The sequence below is a fragment of the Clostridiales bacterium genome (assembly GCA_015243575.1).
Taxonomy (GTDB): domain Bacteria; phylum Bacillota; class Clostridia; order Peptostreptococcales; family Anaerovoracaceae; genus Anoxybacterium; species Anoxybacterium hadale.
Genome location: CP042469.1, coordinates 3819540 through 3839264, shown reverse-complemented (window position 1 = coordinate 3839264; position 19725 = coordinate 3819540). Strand labels below are relative to the sequence as shown.

15 protein-coding genes are annotated in these 19725 nt (G+C 45.4%); 2 read left to right on the top strand and 13 right to left on the bottom strand.

The annotated features are described in order from the left end of the window. Positions 1-25: 25 nt before the first annotated feature. From FRZ06_16830 to FRZ06_16795, 8 genes are all read right to left on the bottom strand, one after another. Positions 26-1771: an ABC transporter ATP-binding protein gene (locus FRZ06_16830; protein ID QOX64891.1), complete on the bottom strand. Its 1746-nt coding sequence runs from the start codon at positions 1769-1771 to the stop codon at positions 26-28. Next, entirely contained in the window at positions 1764-3611 is a 1848-nt protein-coding gene (locus FRZ06_16825) for an ABC transporter ATP-binding protein (protein ID QOX64890.1), read from the bottom strand. The genes FRZ06_16830 and FRZ06_16825 overlap by 8 nt, the downstream gene beginning before the upstream one ends. Before the next feature lie 222 nt (positions 3612-3833). Next, the gene (locus FRZ06_16820) at positions 3834-4787 is read right to left on the bottom strand and encodes a helix-turn-helix transcriptional regulator (GenBank protein ID QOX64889.1); all 954 of its coding nucleotides are present in this window, start codon (positions 4785-4787) and stop codon (positions 3834-3836) included. Between the two features lie 3 nt (positions 4788-4790). Then, entirely contained in the window at positions 4791-6329 is a 1539-nt protein-coding gene (locus FRZ06_16815; protein ID QOX64888.1) for an energy-coupling factor ABC transporter ATP-binding protein, read from the bottom strand. Between the two features lie 22 nt (positions 6330-6351). Next, a complete protein-coding gene (locus tag FRZ06_16810; protein ID QOX64887.1) occupies positions 6352-7071 on the bottom strand; it encodes an energy-coupling factor transporter transmembrane protein EcfT in 720 nt (239 codons plus the stop codon). Further along, positions 7072-7641 (bottom strand): MptD family putative ECF transporter S component, encoded by a 570-nt coding sequence (locus FRZ06_16805; protein ID QOX65986.1) that lies wholly within the window; start codon positions 7639-7641, stop codon positions 7072-7074. Between the two features lie 157 nt (positions 7642-7798). After that, positions 7799-8830, bottom strand: coding sequence for a helix-turn-helix transcriptional regulator (locus FRZ06_16800; GenBank protein ID QOX64886.1), 1032 nt, complete (start codon positions 8828-8830; stop codon positions 7799-7801). A gap of 16 nt (positions 8831-8846) precedes the next feature. Then, a complete protein-coding gene (locus FRZ06_16795; GenBank protein ID QOX64885.1) occupies positions 8847-9557 on the bottom strand; it encodes a class I SAM-dependent methyltransferase in 711 nt (236 codons plus the stop codon). A 245-nt stretch (positions 9558-9802) separates the two neighbouring features. On the opposite strand from FRZ06_16795, the gene FRZ06_16790 reads away from it, so the two are divergent. Next, positions 9803-10183: a metal-dependent transcriptional regulator gene (locus tag FRZ06_16790; protein ID QOX64884.1), complete on the top strand. Its 381-nt coding sequence runs from the start codon at positions 9803-9805 to the stop codon at positions 10181-10183. A gap of 225 nt (positions 10184-10408) precedes the next feature. On the opposite strand, the gene FRZ06_16785 is transcribed toward FRZ06_16790, so the two are convergent. The 3 genes from FRZ06_16785 to FRZ06_16775 form a co-directional block, all read right to left on the bottom strand. After that, the gene (locus FRZ06_16785) at positions 10409-11230 is read right to left on the bottom strand and encodes a protein-glutamate O-methyltransferase CheR (GenBank protein ID QOX64883.1); all 822 of its coding nucleotides are present in this window, start codon (positions 11228-11230) and stop codon (positions 10409-10411) included. A gap of 162 nt (positions 11231-11392) precedes the next feature. Beyond that, a complete protein-coding gene (locus FRZ06_16780) occupies positions 11393-13213 on the bottom strand; it encodes a HAMP domain-containing protein (GenBank protein QOX64882.1) in 1821 nt (606 codons plus the stop codon). Between the two features lie 43 nt (positions 13214-13256). After that, complete coding sequence (locus FRZ06_16775) at positions 13257-13766, bottom strand: purine-binding chemotaxis protein CheW (GenBank protein QOX64881.1); 510 nt, start codon at positions 13764-13766, stop codon at positions 13257-13259. A 236-nt stretch (positions 13767-14002) separates the two neighbouring features. Here FRZ06_16775 and FRZ06_16770 point away from each other — a divergent pair, with 236 nt between their 5' ends. Continuing rightward, positions 14003-14563, top strand: coding sequence for a tyrosine-type recombinase/integrase (locus FRZ06_16770; GenBank protein QOX64880.1), 561 nt, complete (start codon positions 14003-14005; stop codon positions 14561-14563). 264 nt (positions 14564-14827) lie between these two features. Here FRZ06_16770 and nifJ read toward each other — a convergent pair whose 3' ends face one another. Continuing rightward, a complete protein-coding gene (gene nifJ / locus FRZ06_16765) occupies positions 14828-18394 on the bottom strand; it encodes a pyruvate:ferredoxin (flavodoxin) oxidoreductase (GenBank protein ID QOX64879.1) in 3567 nt (1188 codons plus the stop codon). A 74-nt stretch (positions 18395-18468) separates the two neighbouring features. Then, on the bottom strand, positions 18469-19599 hold the full coding sequence (locus FRZ06_16760) for a glutathione-dependent formaldehyde dehydrogenase (GenBank protein QOX64878.1): 1131 nt from the start codon (positions 19597-19599) through the stop codon (positions 18469-18471). Between the last annotated feature and the right edge of the window lie 126 nt (positions 19600-19725).

Here is a 19725-nt window from a genome sequence, read left to right as displayed (position 1 = left end):
CGTACAATGGAGTCAAACCAAAAAGCTATATGTTCCATTCTTCTGCTTGTTTTCGTATTTCAATAAACCGCCGGTAAACCCCCTCTTGGGCCGCAAGGCTTTCATGATCGCCCCGCTGGACGATGCGTCCCTCATCCAATACCAAAATCTGATCTGCGCTTTTGATGGTCGCCATGCGATGTGCAATGACTAGAATGGTCTTTCCTTGCGTCAATGAGCTGATTGCCGCCTGGACAAAGTGTTCGTTTTCCGGATCTACACTAGCGGTTGCTTCATCGAGAATTACGATGGGCGCATCCTTTAGCATGGCGCGTGCGATCGAAATCCGTTGCTTTTCTCCTCCTGATAATGATGAACCTCCCTCCCCAATCATGGTTTCATAACCTTGCGGAAGCGCTGTTATGAAGTCGTGGCAACGGGCTTTTTTTGCAGCTTCCTCCACTTCTCCTATGGTTGCATCCGGCTTCCCGAATCTAATGTTATTCATCACCGTGTCATGAAACAGGTACACATTCTGAAATACCATGCTGATATTTCGAAGCAAACTGTCACAGCTCATTCTTTTTACATCAATTCCCCCAATGGACACGCAGCCCGAATCCGCATCGTAAAAGCGGGCAATGAGATTGCACACTGTTGTTTTTCCGCTTCCGGAAGGTCCTACGATGGCGGTGGTTGTATGCTGAGGAACGATGAAGTTCACCGCGTCCAGCACCTTGCGCCTCTCATAGGCAAAATCCACATTTTTCAGTTCAATAGTAAAATTATCAGGAACAAGATCTATGCCGTTTTCATCAATAAAATCCGTTCCTTTGATTTTGTCCAGCTTATCTAACGTGGGCCCGATTACCTGCAGAACATGCGTCGCATTGTTCACCTTCTCCACCTGACCAAAGATTACAAAGGAAAAAATTGCCATCATCAGAAACTCGCTGACCGCCATTTTTCCTGCCGCTGCCATCAGCGCAGCAGCTCCAGAAATTGCAACGGACGCCAGCTTTAGGGCTATCAAGTGAAGACAGTTGCAGGGTACGTACTGCCGCTCTATCTTTACATTGATACTCCGGTGCCGGCGAAATGCCTTCCTGATGTTGGCGGTGGAGGCCCCCTCCTGTCCGTATGCCTTCACAACCGGAATTCCCTTTATGTATTCCAGTGAGGCTGTTATGATTTCATTTTGCGCCTGCTGGTGAACCGGAGCATTTTTATGGCTGAAATATCCCATGAGCCGCAAAGAAAGTGCAGATAAGGCCACTCCTATTACGGCAATGACTGCGGCGGTCCAACTATAAAATCCAAGGCAAAGGATCATAGCAAAGGCGCTGATATATCCGCCGATTACCGTGTCCAACATGTTCATAGCATACATTTCCACGAAGGAGAGGTCGGTTGTCACAGCGCCCACCAGTTCCCCTGTACTGTGTCGGTCAAAGAATCCCAGCGAAACCCTCTTCAATATATCTCCCATCCTCATCCGCTCCTCAGCGGTCACTTCATGGCCCACACTGTCCTGAAAGACAGCCCGCAGATAGGAAAATAAGAATCTTCCCATGATCATAATTACCATAAATATAAGAAAATACAGGCTGTAAACAGGGGTAAGGATCCTTCTGCCTGCCTGATGCTCCAGCATAAGGTTCAACGCGTAAGCCGCACCAATTATGGGCATGGCAGTGAACATTGCGCTCAGAAAAGACCATAAAAATCCCCAATAAAGCCTGTTCCTCCTCGATCCGCACCATTGAAAAATTCTTCTCATTGTCTTAAGCACCTGCCATCACCCCTTTCCTGCGATCTGCATCTACGCTGCCTCCGGCACCAATATCGAGGGCTTCGGTGCTGTCTGCCTCCGTCACCTTCTTCCCTGTAGCAGCCCACTTTTTCGCACCGATATGTGCCCGCCACATATCCAGATACATCCTGCTGCCTTCCAGCAGTTCCTGCTGCGTTCCGCTTGCGGTAATTATCCCCTGATGGATTAAGATGATCTGGTCTGCATGCTTTATCGTAGAAAGGCGATGAGCGATCACAAGAAGCGTTTTTCCCTTTGTGAGCATTGCAATTGAGTTCTGCAGTTTATTCTCATTTTCCGGGTCGGTGAAGGCCGTCGCCTCATCCAAAATAACAATGGGTGCGTTTTTCAGGATGGCCCGCGCGATGGCAATTCGCTGGCGCTCTCCTCCAGAAAGCTTCCCCCCCGCTTCTCCTGCCATTGTGCTCCATCCGCCTTCCAAACGAGAAATAAATTCCCCGCATTGAGCTGCTTCTGCAGCTGCCATTACCTCTTGATCTGAAGCGCCGGGCCTTCCCAGACGAATATTTTCAAGAAGAGAACAGTTGAAAAGATAAGTGTCCTGAGTCACATAACTGATCATTCGTGCCAGCTGGGCAAGGGGCATTTTACGCACATCTGTGCCGCCAATGGTGATGGAGCCTCCGTTCACATCCCAAAATCTTGCAATCAGACGTGCGATTGTTGATTTTCCGCCTCCCGAAGGACCCACCAGGGCGTTGAAGCTTCCTTCCTGCAGTCTTATATTGATATCATGCAACACATCCCCGCCGTCCTTGTTATAGGCAAAGCTCACGTTCTCCAGCTTCACTTCATAGGAAGAGAGCGGTACGTTTCTCGCAGTATCCGGCAGAGAGGGAAGGGTGAGCAGCTCATTGATATCCTTAACTGCATATTCGATTGACTTCCAGTCGTTTACCGCAACCGTAAACCATGCGACGGGTGCGGTGATACTCATGGAAAGAATCATTCCCAAAGTCAGCTCCGCCGGGGTAAGACTTCCGTCCAGATAAAGCAGCATCCCCATCGGCAGAATTCCCAAAAGTGTGGAAGGAAGAACTGCACCGCCCAGATTCATAAGCTTCCATGTGCTTTGATACCAGTTCAGTGTAAACTGCTTAAAGGAATCCACTGCGTCAGCAAACTTCTCATATGAGCCCGAGGAACGATTAAATGCCTTAATGACCTGAATTCCGCCGATATATTCCACAATAACACTGTTGACGCGATTGCTCGCCTCCATATATGCTGCATACTGGGTGTTGTAATTTTTCATCATCACCCCATAAACTGCCGCTCCCAGCGGAATGCAGATAAGAGCTGCCAAGGCAAGCCTCCAATCAATAGCAATCAGATAAAGGAACACTGCGGCCGGAAGCAGCAGGTTTGAAATTCCCTCAGGTATCATATGGGCCAAAGGCAGCTCAATGGTCTCCACCCGATCTACTATAATGTTCTTTATCCTGCCCGATGGATGTGATTGAACTTCTCCCAAAGGTGCAGACATCAGGCTTTGAGCGATGGCAAAACGAATATTCTCCAGGATCTGATATGCAGACTGATGAGACAACGTTGTGGAAATGCCGTAAAAGATCAGCTTAAGCCCGTATCCCAAAGCACTAATTCCTGACCAGAACAAAATGACATCCGGCGATGGTGATCCTTCAAAAAAGAGAAGGATCATTTGATAGACGCCCACATATGGAACCAGCCCTCCTGCCACACTGATCACTGCAAAAACGACAGAAAGTATGAATTTGAGCTTGCAGTCCTGCGCAAACTGGATTATGGTACGGAACGTACCTCGTTGTTCTTTCATTGATTTCACCTCCGAATGGTAAGTTTAATTTGCTGCCTGATTGGCGCAGTACGTCGGTACCACCGCCAACGGTTAGATGTTTCTAACCTCAACCTATCTTAACAACGATTCGGAAGCTACACTACTCCATATGTGATTATGCTGCTCCGTTCGGACAACAAATCTTGCCAAGTGATCAGCGCACCGATCTCCTCAATTTGGTTATGCACCTTTTTTGCTTGATTATCCGCTTGATCTCCGGTATTCGCCCGGGCTCATACCGATTATAGACTTAAATGCAGCAGAAAATTTGCTGGCATTATCATATCCCATTTGAAGGGCAATAGAAGTTATACTGTCTTCGCTTCTTCGGAGCTGAACAGCAGCAACATTCATTCGGTACGCCTTCATATATGCATATATAGAAGTGCCGTAAACCCCCTTAAAGCATTTTTTCATGGAGGTAACCGGAAATCGAAACTGTTCCGAAATCTCCTCCAAGGTGTAATGGCGATGGGGTGATGCGGTAATAAAAGCCATGATGGCCTTCACCTTTTCGACCTGAGTCTTATAGAAGTAAGGCCGTTCTCCACAGTCTGGCGGTACATCCAGGGTACTGAGAAATAACAGAAGCTCTAGTATTTTAATCCTAAAAAAAACGGTACGCACCGTTTCAGGCACAAAATACAATTCTGAAAATATATGCTCAATACTTGCCCCTGCCCTCATGATATAGGGGCGTTTTCCCGAACAGAATTTTTCACTTAAGTCATGAAGATCAACCTCAAATCCCTCCAATATCCCCTTAAGCGCTTGAGCAGCTTCTTCCAGGCAGAAGGAAACTGTAATGCCGTGGTAGTGGCGCAAGGGAAAGTGAAACATTCTGCTATGATGATCCCTCGCATTCATCTGTAAGTCTCCCGCCTCCATATAGAGGCAGCTTCCTTCATCCAGTTCCCACTCAAGCCGTCCTTCCCGGCAATGGTCGATACAGAACATATTTACCTCCGGACGAAAATAGGACATACAGCAATCGATATGAAAATCATGGTACAGAAGGCTGACTCCCGGGAACACCTCATATGCAGTCATCATCCCTTCACCTGTGCGATCCTGGAGCTTGAAAACGGTGCAGGATGCGTCCCTGCAAACCAAGATCACATTGTCGCCGAGATAGGCTGCGTCATCAATTGCCATGTTCTACACCACCTTTTCTCCCCTGCAGCGTTCCTCTCCGGTGGTCTCTATGAAACGTCTTTCTCCAGCAGATTCAAGAAAATATGTCAGCGTTTTTCTGATACCGCAGGAATCAAGGGATTCATTCCGAACAATTCTGCCATCCTCAATCTGAATAATATGGGTGCAGCATGCAAATATGAACTCCGGATCATGGGTAACCACGAAGACACTCTTTCCTTTTGCAGCCAACATGCGGAGGTTTTGGGCCACCTCCTTCATGTGTTTTAAATCCAGCCCACTTGTGGGTTCATCAAATACAATGATCTGTCGCCCCGATGCTATGGCAGAGGCTATCGCAACACGCTGCTTCTGCCCGCCGGAAAGTGCCATGGGGTGACAGTCCTTCAGGTTCAAAAGATCAAGTCCTTCTAAAATGAATTCTGCCATTGGAATATCCTCACGATCCATGGAGATCAATACTTCATCCAATACACTTTCGACAAAAAGCTGATGGTTGACATCTTGCATTACCATATAACAATTCGTTAGAAGCTGTCTTCCTGTCAGTGCGTCTCCATCGAGGATCACCTTACCCCTGCACTTCCGTTCCAAGCCGCAGAGGCAGCGGGCGAAGGTTGATTTTCCGGCTCCGTTTTGCCCGATTACTGCTATGATTTGGTTTCGAGGGAGATCAGCCTGTTGGATCCGCAGCACCTCAGTATTCCGGGAATAGCAAAATTGAAACTGGGACAGGGAAATTTTACAGCCCGGCTTTAAGGACTGTGTTGAAGCAGCAGGAGCAGTCTCAGAAAGGCTCTCCAGCTTAAGAGTCCTAAGACCCATAAGATCCAGTCCGTTTCTCATGAGAGTTGAAAATTCTTCGGCATTATACTCTCTCGTAATACGGCCATTTTCCATATACATGACACGGTCGATCAATTCCCGAAGATAATAAAGCCGATGCTCTGCAATCACTACCGTTTTTCCCATACGCTTCCATTTAGCAAGAAGCACCCTCAGATCCTCTACCGCATAAGGATCAAGATTGGACGATGGCTCATCCAGAACAAAGACCGCAGCGCCCATCGCAGCAGCTGACCCGCAAGCGATTTTCTGCTTTTCGCCTCCAGACAGGGCAAAGATACTTTTATCGAGCAATGGTTTCAACTCCAGCTCCTCTGTAACATTTTTAATCCTGCTCAGAATCTCATTTTCCGGAAGGCCCATATTTTCGCAGCCAAAAGCAAGTTCACTTGTGGTGTCGGTGTTAAAAAACTGACTCCTAGGATTCTGAAATACAGAACCCACAAGCTCTGCTGTTTCATAAAGAGGAATGACGGTTACGTCCTTTCCTTCAACCAAAACACGACCTGCCAGCCGTCCTTCATAATAGTGAGGAATCAGCCCATTGATCAGCCTGGTCAGCGTAGTTTTCCCACAGCCAGAACCACCACATAAAAGAAGAAATTCTCCCTCCGTTACCGTCAGGCTAATATCGTGCAGGCCGCATTCGCGGTCCCCGCTTCCATAGGTGAAGGATACATTATTTATTTCGATCAAAAATATCTCCTCCTTTTGTGTTTCAGAATAGAATCCATACTGACAGCGCCCCAAGCGAAAACAGAATCAGCAGCCAATCCGTTAATCTAAACCCGATGCGGCAGATATTTGTTCGCCGAACCGGCTTGCCCAGACCTCTTGTCAGCGCTGCGGCAGAGAGCTCCTCTCCGATTTTTACGGTGCACATCAACATAGGAACCAGACGGTATTCCAGCATAGCTGCGGGACGATTCCCTCCCAAGCCGATCCCTCTCATTCGCATTGCGTCTCGGATGGCAGCCAGCTCTTCTGCCGCCGTAGGGAAAAAACGCATCATTACTGCAAAAGGGATGATGATCTTTTTCGGAATCCGCATCCGTTCAAGAGCAGCGACAAACTCCGCGATTTTTGTTGTGCTCACCACATAGTAGCCCATAACCAATCCGGGGACAAACCTTGTAATCATTCCCGAAAAAATCACAATCAGCAGATTTGCAATTCCTTCCGTCTTCTGTACCAGAAAGGTTTCTCCCGATATGGCTGCTGCAATGAAAATGAAATAGATCAAGGCCGTCCGAACGCCTCCTTCCATTATCAGCAGCAAGAACGGAAGAACGGCAAGGATCTGGCGTACAGCTCCCGACAAGCCGTCATAGCCCCCGCTGACCAAAACAAGATTAACGGCAAAGAGCATGATGAGTTTCGTTCGGGGATCAAGACGAAAATTGCTATTCTTTTGTTCGGTAAACAAGAGCAGCTTCATCTACGCAATCCCCGCCCGTTTGAAATGCTTCTTCAGCAGAGATTTCCCAAAATATGCACCAAGCACGCTTCCTGCCGCTGCGGCCAGAACTACAACGCCGAAGGCCCAGGTGGGAGTAATAGCCATAAGAGTATCCGCATAGGTATCACCATAGCCGCTCCGCAAACTTTTGAAATATGTTTCCCTCATGAAATAAAAGGGAATCATCAGCCCGGTAATCCATTGGCTGAACACGGCATATCCGAGCAAAATAGAACTCCAACTTTTAAAATTCCCATTTCGCAGGATCAGATCTCCTGCCAGAGGAAAGACGATTCCGGTAATAATACAAGGCCAGGGATGGCCGAAAACCAGCATGAGTATCGCAAGCAGTATCCCCATGATTGTTACCATTCCAAATTTCCGTACCCGTGTCAGGAAAAGCATAAAGGGTACGCCGGCTGTAAGAGGACAAAGAAAAGGAATTGCGAGCATCATTACCGGTATGTACCCCACCATTCCAGTAACAAAGAATATGACAAAATAAATGGCGGTGAAGATTCCCACATTGATTAGATCCTTAGCGTTCAGGTTACGCTCCTTAATCCCACCTTCTGTATTCAATTTTTTCTCCACGAATAACCTCCCTTGCAATTTAGTTAGTCATTACTAACCTATCTATTTAAGAAAAACGCTCTTCAGCGCCCTTCTTAAATATAGTAAAAACAGGTAAAATTGTCTACTCCATTTAGTCAAAACAACTCCAGTCCGTCGGCGGATTGTCTCTTTGGAGCAAAGACGTCAGTGGATCATTGGAAGGTAAACCGCAGTTGGCTCTGCGATACTCCAAAGGGGACATTCCGATCACATCTTTGAAGGCCGAAGCAAACTTGCTTGCGTTCTGATAGCCTACCAAGCCCGCCACTTCAGCTATGCTTGCTCTCGTCTGATTCAGCATAACAGCCGCAGCCTGCATGCGGTAAGTTCTCATATATGAATAGAGCGTTGTTCCGTAAACGCCTTTAAAACACAGCTTCATAGCCGTCAGCGGTATCTTGAAACGCTTTGATAACTCCTCCAGTGTATCGTGTCTCTCAAGATCTTGAGTCATATATTCCTTGATTTCTTTAATTACCTCAACTTGACTTCTATGAAAATATTGTTTCTCACCCATGTGGGCGGAACTGTCTACGGTGCTCAAAAACAAAAGCAGTTCCAAAATTTTAATCTTATAATAGCCTTTTTTGATTGCTTCCGGCACCCGATAGAGCTCTGAAAAAATATGCCCCACCGATTCTGTGGCCCGCATGATAAAGCAGCGGTCACAACCACAAAGGCTATCTCTAAGAGCATATAAGTTAATGGAGATATCACTCAGCACACCGGACAAAGAACCTGCTGCCTGCTCAAGATCGATTACGACAGAAATGCCATGATAATGCTCCAGCGGAAATGTAGAGCGAAGTGTCCTGTTGCCAATCATATTAACCGATAAGTCTCCCTCCTCCAGATATACACAAGATCCATCGGGGAAATCACACTCAAAGCGCCCCTGCCTGCAGTGGTTGATTTCCATGATATCTCGATAAATTCTCGGACCCTGAAAACACTCCCCCGTATGGAAATCATTGTAGATCAACTCCACACCCGGAAACACCTCATAGGACGTCATAATTCCGTCACTTCCGTCTGCCATCCGATAGACCGCACAGCCATCCTCCTGAGAAACGATCTCAATCACAGACCCATACAGCTCTTTTTCCTTTGATAGAATACTCATGATTGCTCTCCCGCTCTCAAGGAACCTTCCCAGAGGGAACCTTCCCAGAGGGAATTTCCCTAGATGGGTTTACTCCGCGGAAACAGACGATAGACCCAGTATTCCAGATCTCGACATGACGGTAGTGGTTATTCAACTTATCCTCCAACTCTATTTTTGTCATAAAGGGAGGCGTGAAGTATCCTTTTGGAACATAGAGGTGATTGATAAACCAGTCGGTTCTCCGATTCTCTCCTTTTATATAAAAGCATCCAATGAAGCAGCCTCCCGGTTTTATCACTCTTTTGATCTCTTGAAACGCCGCATCCTTATCTGGAAACGCGTGAAACCCGTTCATGGACAATACAATATCAAAGGATGCTTCTTCAAAAGGAAGGTCTCCCACATCGCCCCTGAGACATTGAATATTTTCAATACCTGCATCCGCAAACTTCCTTTCCGCAGCAGTCATCATTTCCGGTGAATAATCGAGACACGTAATTTGTGCACCCTTTAATTCCTTGTATTTCGGAGTGGTAAACAGCGCAGTTCCCACCGGAACATCCAGCAGACTGCCGTTGAAGTCATCCGGGATCCACTTTAAAAGCCGATTTGCATATACCGTATCAGAAAACCCCCATACCAGCTTGCAGGCCAGAGTAGACCATAGGCTATCTGTTGATAGAAGGCGATCATACAACCCTGCCCCCTTCTGATATCGCTTAAAAATAACATCTTTTCGTTCCATTCAAAACACCCCTCTCCCAACCGCTCTTCGCTGCTTTCTAATAATTAAGTGAAAAGTTTCTAAGTGCCTCGAGTTAGCTTCATCTAACCCATTTTTATCTTACCATCGTTAACAATTATTGTCAACGGAGCACCGTTCTGCCTATTGCGGGTACTCTAACTAATTAAAATAAACTTATCTTGAAAAAACTCAAAGCTTCCTTTATTATAGAAGCATGACGATAAAATGAAATCGGGGGTGATAAAATGGAGATGCATGAATCAGGGGAAAACTACCTTGAAACAATCCTGATGCTCAAAGAACGTATGGGACAAGTCCGTTCCATCGATATCGCCAATGAGATGGGTTTTACGAAGCCCAGCATCAGTGTGGCTATGAAGAAGCTCAGAGAAAACGGTTATATCGAAGTTGATGAAGAAGGATATATTACGTTAAAAGATGACGGATATGAAATCGCTACCCGAATTTATGAGCGCCATAAAACAGTAGCTCAGCTTTTGATGCTGCTAGGAGTAAAGGAAGAAACTGCTTTAGATGACGCGTGTCGCATGGAGCATGATATCAGTGAAGAAAGCTATCAGAGTTTAAAGAAACATTATGAGTTTCTGGTAAAAAATCAGGCTTAGCATTCATTTGATTGATGAAAGCGGCCGTCACACATCTGTTATAGTACAAGTTCATCAGGCTTCCTTGATTTCGGAGTGGTACTTCCCTCTTGGAAACAAGGAAGTTTTTTTATAGGAAGCGACAGTAAATACAAATCCGAACGCAGTCCCCGTAAGGGTTGGGTTCGGATTTGTATTTGCGTAAGCCATATATGCTGTTAGTTAATTGCGTCATGATCCTGCTTTTCAGGGCAGTTCCTTTCGGTAAACCGCAGGCATGATATATTTATATCTGGATTCCTCCCGGTTTAGGGACTCAGAGTGTCCTATAAACAAATATCCGCCCGGTTCCGTCATGTCGTAAAATTTATTGACCAAATCTTTTTTGGTCTCAGAATCAAAATAGATCATTACATTTCTGCAGAAAATAGTATGAAACTTTCTCTTGAATGGAAAGTTCCGCTCCATAAGGTTGAACTTTCTGAAAATCACTTCATCTCGAACTCGTTCTGTAACGATGCTGTTTTCAGAATCTATTTTCTTAAAATAGTTCAGCCGCCATTCAGGTGGCAGTACTGAGATTCTGTCTGTGTTGTAAACTGCTGCTTTTGCGATATCGAGCACTTCATTGGAGATATCAGTGGCTAGGATTTTTGCATCCCACCACATTTTCTCCTTTCCGAAAAATTCATCTACCAACATAGCCAGAGTATATGGCTCCTCCCCGCTGGAGCAGCCAGCGCTCCAGATGCGTAGATCCTTGTCATACACGGTATATTTTAAATAGGGCAGGACATGGTTCTTTAAATACAGAAAATGATCTGCCTCCCTCATAAAGAAGGTATGGTTCGTCGTAATCTTATCAATAAGTGTCACAGCCGCATCGCCGCTTCGATCCGAGACGATATAATCATAATACTCAGAAAAGCTGCTAAAATTGTTTTGGACAAGGACATTTTGAAGGCGTCCTGTAACCAGTGCCTCCTTTTCTTCCTTTAGATGAATTCCATAATTCTTCTTGATAAATGCTGCCAGCTGCTGAAATTCTTTTTTCGTTATGGAGATCATTGTTTCACTCGCCTTTAGGGGGCTGAGAGAGAGGAAAAGCCTCCCCTCAGCCAGTTTATATCAAACACATCTTTTCAGTTATCGTTTGATACTGCTAACAAATTCAGATAATTTGAAAACAGTATTAAAAGTTATTGTGGCTGTTACGTTCTTAATCCTCGCCTAGTACTTACCAAATTCGAAATCGCTCAGGGAAATAGTCTTTTCCTTTTGCACCGCTGCCGGAGCCTCTTCGCCCTGGGCTTCTCCGGTTTTCCTTTCGGACATACTTTCAATCATCTTCAATACTTCCGGATCAACAGAAGCCAGCCTGCTGTAACCGCTGCTTCTCTTTTTCAGGTTAAATTTACCGACCATTTCCCTCAGGAAGGATGCCTGGCTGGACAATTCTTCACTGGCTGCGGCACTTTCCTCTGAAGTTGCCGAGTTGGTCTGAACAACCTGCGAGACAAGCATGATTCCCTGATTCACCTGTCCGATTCCGGTGGCCTGTTCATTAGATGCTACCGCGATTTCCTTAATCAACGTCGCAACCTTGTCAATGTCGTCAACAATCTTATTGAGGGCACCTGCAGTATCTCTCGCAATCTTGGTTCCGTCCTCCGATTTTTTGATGGAGCTTGAAATCATAGAAGTCGTCTCCTTTGCAGCGTCAGCAGAGCGGGCTGCCAGATTTCTCACTTCTTCTGCTACAACAGCAAAGCCTTTTCCGTGCTGGCCGGCTCTCGCCGCTTCCACCGCTGCGTTCAGTGCAAGAATATTGGTCTGGAATGCAATATCGTCTATTACCTTTATAATATTTGAGATATTAGCAGATGCTTCGTTGATATCCTCCATCGCCCTGAGCATATCTCCCATCTGCTGATTTCCCTGCACTGCATTGGATTTGGCAGTCTCCGCCAGATCGTTGGCCTGGTTTGCATTCTGCGCATTCATCTTTGTCTGAGAGGAAATCTCCTCCAGGGATGCAGTTAGCTGTTCTACCGAGCTGGCCTGCTCGGTAGCACCCTGAGAAAGTGCAATGCTTGAATCCGATACCTGCTTTGATCCGGCTGCCACCTGCTCTGAAGCTACTGCAATGTTGGAGAGCACTTCATTATTCTTATCCACCATTTCTGCCAGCTTCTTTCCAAGCAAATCCCGGTCAGAACGTACCTTGATATCAATGGTCAGATCTCCGGCCGCCATTCGTTCTGCCGCCAGCGCTTGCTCCCTGATACTGCTGATCATCCGGTCAAAGGATGCCATGAGCTGTCCAATCTCATCCTTCAAGTTTGTCTCAACACTTACGTTAACATCACCCTCTGCCATTGCATCAGCTACAGTAATCAGACGATTGATCGGCTTCACAATGCTGCGTGTGATCAGGAAGGCTGCTCCAATACAAATGAAAACTGCAATGGCAATAACAATAAGGAGAATCATTCTGGTACTGCTGTACACTTGTGCCGCGTTATCTACCGACTGTTCTGCTCCCTGCCTATTTACAGAAACTAAATCCTGTGTCATCTGTGTAATTTTATCATACTCTGCTTTGGAGTCACCCCGAACCAGAGTCATGGCTTCATCACTATTTCCGCTACTGCTTAACGTAGTAATCTGGTTGCTTATATTTGTGTAAATCTGCCACTCTGCACGAATGTTGTTAATTAAATCTCTTCCCGCATCGGAGCTGATTAGCGCCTCATATGCCGTAATATTTTCCTTCATTGTACTGTCCAGTGTGCTTATCCGTTCCTCCATTTCTTGCATTTCATCCGGTGAAATTGCAATGACATGGCGCAGTTCTGCGATTCTGAAGTTTGCAACGGTTGAATTCAGCGTATGGGCAACATCCACACTTGGCAAATAATTTTCGCCGATATTTAAGGTCTCCTTGTTGAACTGACTTAGTGCATTCAGGGAAAAGAATCCCATTCCTGCTAAAATAATTGTTATAATGCCGAAGCCTAGAAAGAGTCTTGCTTTGATTGTAAATTTCATGTGAATCCTCCTGATAAGATAGTTGCTTCAATTTTTAGTTCATCTAGTGATGCATTAGGTGAGGTAATTCGTTCAACTCTGCTGACTCTTTTTCAGAAAGTAATTTTCTGCAATCCAACAGCAGTTTTACTTCATTTCCTGTTTTTCCAATCCGGTTGACAAAGTTACTGCTGCTAAAGCCGTTGTTCAGTTTGGGCGGCTCTACAATATCTGTTTCCGGTATGGTCAGAACTTCCGCTACATTGTCGACAATCAGACCGATGGGGCTGCTTTCTACATCGATGACGATTACACAGGTTCGATCGTCATACTTTTTGGGTTCTTTTTTAAAACGCAGTCTAACATCCATGACCGGAATGATTTTTCCCCTCAAATTGATAATCCCTTTCAGGTAATCCGGTAGTTCCGGCACCGCGGTTATGCTCTGAATGCCGATAATTTCGGTTACATGCATGATTTCAATCCCGTAAATTTCTTTTCCGACAGCGAATGTTAGGAACCGGTTTTTTTGAGTATCTTCCATGATTTCGATGCTTTCTGTTACTTGGGTCATACTCTTTTCACCTTCCTCATTTGTGTAGTTTTTTGAGAATGTAACAATTTACTTAAAATGTTACATTCTTTGGAAGCCCAAGAGCTTTAAAATTCAAGGTAAATGTTTCCAACATTCAAAAGATGATTGATTTGACTTAAATTCTAATGTATTGTTTTCTAAGCCATTTTAATAAATCAAATCATCATAAAATTGATCAAATAAATCCAAGTGTAATCGCAGAAGGAGATAATAAAATGACTGTAGAACCAATTCGTGATAAAGTAAAAATCAAACAAATGTACCAATATTTGAACGGAAGAGATCCGAAGTATGGGTTGATTTTCAAATTTGGGCTCAATACAGGACTCCGAATCAGCGATATTCTGCCGCTCAAGGTTAAGGATATCTTTCATCGAAAGGGAGTTTTTTACGAATATCTTGTTCTGAAAGAAAAGAAAACAAAAAAAGAAAAGAAGATCAAACTGAATGCAGCCTTGAGAAATAAGCTGCTGTCCTATGTTTTGGAAAATGGATTGGATGGCGAAGATTACTTGTTTCCAAGCAAAAAGGGCAACTATATCGGCAGAATTCAGGCATACCGTGTTCTAAAAGATGCAGCCGATTTGATCGGAGTTGAAAATTTCGGGACTCATAGTCTGAGAAAAACATGGGGTTATTGGACTTATAAAATGTCTAAGTATAATATTGGTCTGATTATGGACACTTTCAACCATAGTTCTCAAAGTATTACCCTCCGTTATATCGGTGTTAATCAGGATCAGAAAGATGAGCTTTATTCACTTGTCCAATTTTAGAGTATATTAACAGTATATTCTTATAATTTAATTGCATAATTATAAATTTTGTGTCATAATTAGTATTATTTTGTCGATAAATTTTAGACAACATTTTAAGTAAATTGTTACATTGAGTGTATGCTCAGTAGAACTGGGCATGTCTCCAGAATATGGAATATTAAAGAGGGCATCTCGAAATGATTGCAAATCATGGAGAGCGCCCTCTTCTTACAAGTTGCTGATGCTGTTTAAATTATAAACCAAACTTTATTCATTTTTCATTTAGAAGATTTCCTTCTCTGCCAGCAGCGTTTTGATTCTGTTCCTATTATACGCATAGTCCTTGCTTAATTCAAACAATTCCTGCGCTCTTTCCGGGAAGGTATTGCTTAGCTGCGCATATCGAATTTCTCCCTGGAGGAATTCTTTATAATCCTGTGTCGGCGGTTTGGAATCCAAAACAAAGGGGTTCTTTCCTTCCTTGCGCAGATCTGGGTTAAAGCGGTAAAGCTGCCAGTAGCCACTTTCCACGGCACGCTTTTCTTCCATAATACTGGTACCCATTCCGGATTTTATGCCATGGCTCACGCAGGGAGAATAGGCAATGATCAGCGAGGGTCCCTGATAGCGCTCTGCTTCAAGAATTGCTTTCATAGTCTGATTCATATCCGCACCCATGGCAATCTGGGCCACGTATACATTTCCATACGTCATTGCCATTAGACCAAGATCTTTCTTTCTGGTACTCTTGCCTCCCGCAGCCAGCTTTGCCACTGCTCCTGTCTGGGTAGACTTTGAGGCCTGTCCGCCGGTGTTGGAATAAATCTCTGTATCCATAACAAAGAGATTGATGTCATCGCCTGAAGCAATGACGTGATCCAGTCCTCCGTATCCGATATCATAGGACCAGCCGTCACCGCCGATGGACCATACCGAAGGTTTTACGAGGTAATCTCGCAGTTTCAAAATTTCTGTCAATACGGAATTGTTCTCCATCTCATGCTCGCAGGCCAAAATCTCCATTGCTGCCTGCTCTGATCCCTCGCCGTCATACATGTGCTTGATCCAACCCTGGAAGCGCTCTTTCAAATAAACCGTAATGTCCATGGAGCAGGCTTGTTCCATGAGAGCTGCAAGTTTTTCTCTGATCTGCCACGATCCAAGGGCCAGCCCATAACCAAATTCCGCAGCATCTTCAAATAGTGGATTGATCCATGCCGGTCCTCGTCCATCCTTATCGGTAGTATATGCAATGGAGGGCGCATATGCGCCCCAAATAGAGGAACAGCCTGTTGCGTTGGAGACGAGCATTCTTCTTCCGAAAAGCTGTGTCAGAAGACGGATATACGGTGTTTCTCCGCAGCCTGGACAAGCTCCGTTGAACTCAAGCAGCGGCTTTATAAACTGGCATCCCAATATGGTATTCGGATTGACAATCGTGCTTTTCTCTGTGATGGTTACAGCAAAATCCCAATTGTCTGACTCCATCTTGATCTCCTGATCCGCCGGTTTCATAATTAACGCTTTCCCCTTTGCAGGGCAGATATCCGCACAGTTTCCGCAGCCTGTGCAGTCCAGTGGAGAGACTTGGATGCGGTATCCAAGGTGCTCCAGTCCCTTGCCGGAAGCCTCTTTTGTTTTGAAAGTCTCCGGTTTATTTTCCATTTCTTCTTCGTTGAGCAGAAATGCCCTTATTGTTGCATGGGGACAAATATAGACGCAGCGACCGCATTGGATGCATTTGTCAATCTGCCATTCCGGTACATTTGGTGCAATGCCTCTCTTTTCATAGGCTGTTGTTCCCAGTGGATAGGTTCCATCCTCCATTCCCTGAAAGGCACTGACAGGTAGTTCGTCTCCCTCATGTCTAGCCATTGGCCGTTGAATCCTGCTGACAAACTCAGGAATATCTCGTTCCTTCTGGACCTCCTTCTTTGCATCCTTCCAGTCCGCCGGCACCTGAATCTGGTGAAGCGCTTCAATGGCGTGATCCACTGCGTCGGTATTCTTCGTCACAATTTCTTTCCCTTTCCGGCCATACATCTTCTCAATGGATTTTTTCAAAAATCCAAGAGCTTCCTCCACCGGAATAATGTCTGCCAGCTGAAAGAACACCGCCTGCATCACCATATTAATTCGGTTTCCAAGGCCCAGCTCGGATGCAATGGCAAGTGCGTCGATCGTATAGAAACGGATCTGATGTTCTGCCAGATATCGTTTGATATTAGCCGGGAGCTTCTCCTCCAATTCCTTTGCTTTCCAGGTGCAGTTGAGCACAAAGGTTCCACCCTGTTTTAAGCCCTTTAAAAGGTCGTATTGATAGACAAAGGACTGATTATGGCAGGCAATATAATCGGCGTTATTCACAAGATATGGAGACCGTATCGGCAGCTTGCCAAACCTGAGGTGCGAAACGGTTGTTCCTCCTGATTTTTTGCTGTCGTAGGAAAAATATGCCTGAACCAGAAGGTCTGTATTGTCACCGATAATCTTCGCAGCCGCTTTGTTTGCACCCACGGTTCCATCGGAGCCAAGGCCGTATATTTTACAGCTTTTTGTGCCTGCAGGCACAGTATTGACCAGCGCTTCTTCCGGTAGGGAGGTATTGGTAACATCATCCACAATTCCAACGGTAAAGCCATCCTTTGGTTTATCCTGTTTCAAATTGCGAAATACAGCCAGCATCTGGGAAGGTGTCGTATCCTTTGAGGATAAGCCGTATCTTCCGCCCACGGTCATGATCTTTTCAAAATGATCATACTCGTTATCACCACTTTCAAAGGTTCTGATGTAGGAATGGTTGCTTTTGAGAGCCTTTACCACATCAAGATAGAGGGGTTCTGCCGGAGCTCCCGGCTCCTTTGTTCTGTCCAGTACGGCAATCCGTTTGACGGTTTTCGGCAGAGCATTAAGAAAGTAGCTTTGAGCGAAAGGACGATACAAACGAACTTTTATTACCCCTACTTTTTCTCCCTTCCCCATAAGATAGTCCACGGTTTCGTGTATGGTATCGCAGACCGAACCCATAGCAACAATAACATGCTCCGCATCCTCTGCCCCGTAATAGTCAAAGAGCTTGTAGTTTCTGCCGGTTAGCTTGGCCAAATGATCCATATATTCCTGTACAATATCGGGAACTGCATCAAAGAATGGGTTTGCGCTTTCCCTTTGCTGAAAGTAAATATCCGGATTTTGAGTTGTCCCTCTTGCCACCGGACGCTGAGGATTCAAGGATCGTTCCCGAAAGGCTTTCACTGCATCAAAATCAACGAGTTTGCTGATCTCATCATAGGGAATCACCTCTATTTTCTGGTACTCGTGGGAGGTTCTGAATCCATCGAAGAAGTGAAGAAAAGGTACACGGGACTTAATGGCTGCCAGGTGCGAGATAATACCCAGATCCATAACCTCCTGTACATTTGCGGAGGCAAGGAGGCTCATACCGGTCTGCCTGCATGCCATAACGTCCTGATGGTCACCATAAATGGACAGAGCATGGGTTGCAAGTGCTCTTGCGGTGACGTGAATGACACCAGGAAGCAGCTCACCTGCCATTTTATAGAGTCCCGGAATCATCATCAAAAGACCCTGTGAAGCCGTATACGTAGAAGCCAAAGCGCCTGACTGGAGGGCTCCTCTCATTGCCGCTACAGCGCCTGCCTCTGATTGCATCTCTACCACTTTTACAGGCTGATCGAAAATATTCTTCTTGCCAGAGGCAGACCATTCATCAACGCCTTCTGCCATTGCCGTAGACGGCGTAATTGGGAATATGGACGCTACCTCAGTCATAGCATACGCTGCATATGCGGCAGCCTGGTTTCCATCCATCGTTTCCTTTTTTTTCATAGATTCTCTCCTTTATCTTTCTTCCAATTAATCTTGCTCTTTTGATTTCGTTCTTTCTTTCCTATCGTGATACGCTAGGGTCTCAAAATGACCTTTATGCAGTTATCTTCCTTCTTATTAAAGACATCGTAGGCATGAGCGCCCTCGTCCAGAGAAAGCTTGTGGGTAATGATATCGGTAGCATCAAATTTCCCCGCTTCAATGAGTTTAAGGATTGGATCCACATAGGTGTGCGCTGGACATTGTCCCATTTTCAGGGTAATATTTCTCGCAAAGAAATCGCCTAGGGGGAAGTTGTTGTATCGGCCTCCGTAAACGCCTACCATGGAAACGGTACCGCCTTTCCTTACGGCCTGAGTGGCAATCTCTATTGCTGATTTTGATCCACCCTGAAGCTTCAGCAAGGTTTCTGCCCGCTCTATCACAGTCATTTTTCCATCAAGTCCGACACAATCAATAACCACGTCTGCCCCTCCCCTTGTAATCTCCTTGAGATACTCTCCTGTATTATCATGATCCTCCAGATTTACTACCTCTACACCTGGATAGGTCAACGCATGCTTCAACCTGTACCCCACCCAGTCTACCGCGATTACCCTTTTTGCTCCTTTGAAAAGCGCCCATTTAATTGTCAAAAGTCCAACAGGTCCGCATCCCAGAACAATGACAGTATCGTCCTGCTTTACCCCTCCGATTTCAACACCCCAGTAAGAAGTGGGTAAGATGTCCGTAAGGAATAATACCTGTTCATCGGTAAGATCCGGCGGAACCAGCGATGGACCCACATTTGCATAAGGAACGCGCAAATATTCCGCCTGCCCTCCGTCATATCCGCCGTAGGTATCACTATAGCCTAGTAAACCTCCCGCTTCTCCGTGTTCATTAGAGTTATCGCATTGGCTCCAGAGTCCGTGCTCACAATACCAGCAGTGCCCACAAGCCACTGGAAACGGAACGATCACCCGATCTCCTTTTTTCACTTTACTTACGCCTTTTCCAGCCTCTTCTACAATACCCATGGTCTCATGTCCAAGGATAAAGCCGTGGGGCAGATTGGGAATCCGTCCGTTATAAAGATGCAGGTCCGACCCGCAGATAGCTGTAGAGGTGACTTTTACGATAATATCATCATCCTGTACGAGTTCAGGGTCCTTTACCGTCTTGACATTAACATTTTTCATCCCATCATAAACAATTGCTTTCATAATATTTCCTCCCGTCTTTTAAGGGTATTTTTGCCTGCAAAGCCGGAAATATTCTAAGCCCAACAGAAAAGCCGTTTGTTTTAGCATAATTTCTAAAACAAACGGCTTTTTAGTTTTCTACTTGTT

What these genes read in the sequence shown, in the direction of transcription:
- FRZ06_16825 (QOX64890.1), bottom strand. Translation starts at nt 3,611, where the DNA reads ATGAAAGAACAACGAGGTACGTTCCGTACCATAATCCAGTTTGCGCAG.
- FRZ06_16820 (QOX64889.1), bottom strand. Translation starts at nt 4,787, where the DNA reads ATGGCAATTGATGACGCAGCCTATCTCGGCGACAATGTGATCTTGGTT.
- FRZ06_16810 (QOX64887.1), bottom strand. Translation starts at nt 7,071, where the DNA reads ATGAAGCTGCTCTTGTTTACCGAACAAAAGAATAGCAATTTTCGTCTT.
- FRZ06_16800 (QOX64886.1), bottom strand. Translation starts at nt 8,830, where the DNA reads ATGAGTATTCTATCAAAGGAAAAAGAGCTGTATGGGTCTGTGATTGAG.
- FRZ06_16795 (QOX64885.1), bottom strand. Translation starts at nt 9,557, where the DNA reads ATGGAACGAAAAGATGTTATTTTTAAGCGATATCAGAAGGGGGCAGGG.
- FRZ06_16790 (QOX64884.1), top strand. Translation starts at nt 9,803, where the DNA reads ATGGAGATGCATGAATCAGGGGAAAACTACCTTGAAACAATCCTGATG.
- FRZ06_16785 (QOX64883.1), bottom strand. Translation starts at nt 11,230, where the DNA reads ATGATCTCCATAACGAAAAAAGAATTTCAGCAGCTGGCAGCATTTATC.
- FRZ06_16780 (QOX64882.1), bottom strand. Translation starts at nt 13,213, where the DNA reads ATGAAATTTACAATCAAAGCAAGACTCTTTCTAGGCTTCGGCATTATA.
- FRZ06_16775 (QOX64881.1), bottom strand. Translation starts at nt 13,766, where the DNA reads ATGACCCAAGTAACAGAAAGCATCGAAATCATGGAAGATACTCAAAAA.
- FRZ06_16770 (QOX64880.1), top strand. Translation starts at nt 14,003, where the DNA reads ATGACTGTAGAACCAATTCGTGATAAAGTAAAAATCAAACAAATGTAC.
- nifJ (QOX64879.1), bottom strand. Translation starts at nt 18,394, where the DNA reads ATGAAAAAAAAGGAAACGATGGATGGAAACCAGGCTGCCGCATATGCA.
- FRZ06_16760 (QOX64878.1), bottom strand. Translation starts at nt 19,599, where the DNA reads ATGAAAGCAATTGTTTATGATGGGATGAAAAATGTTAATGTCAAGACG.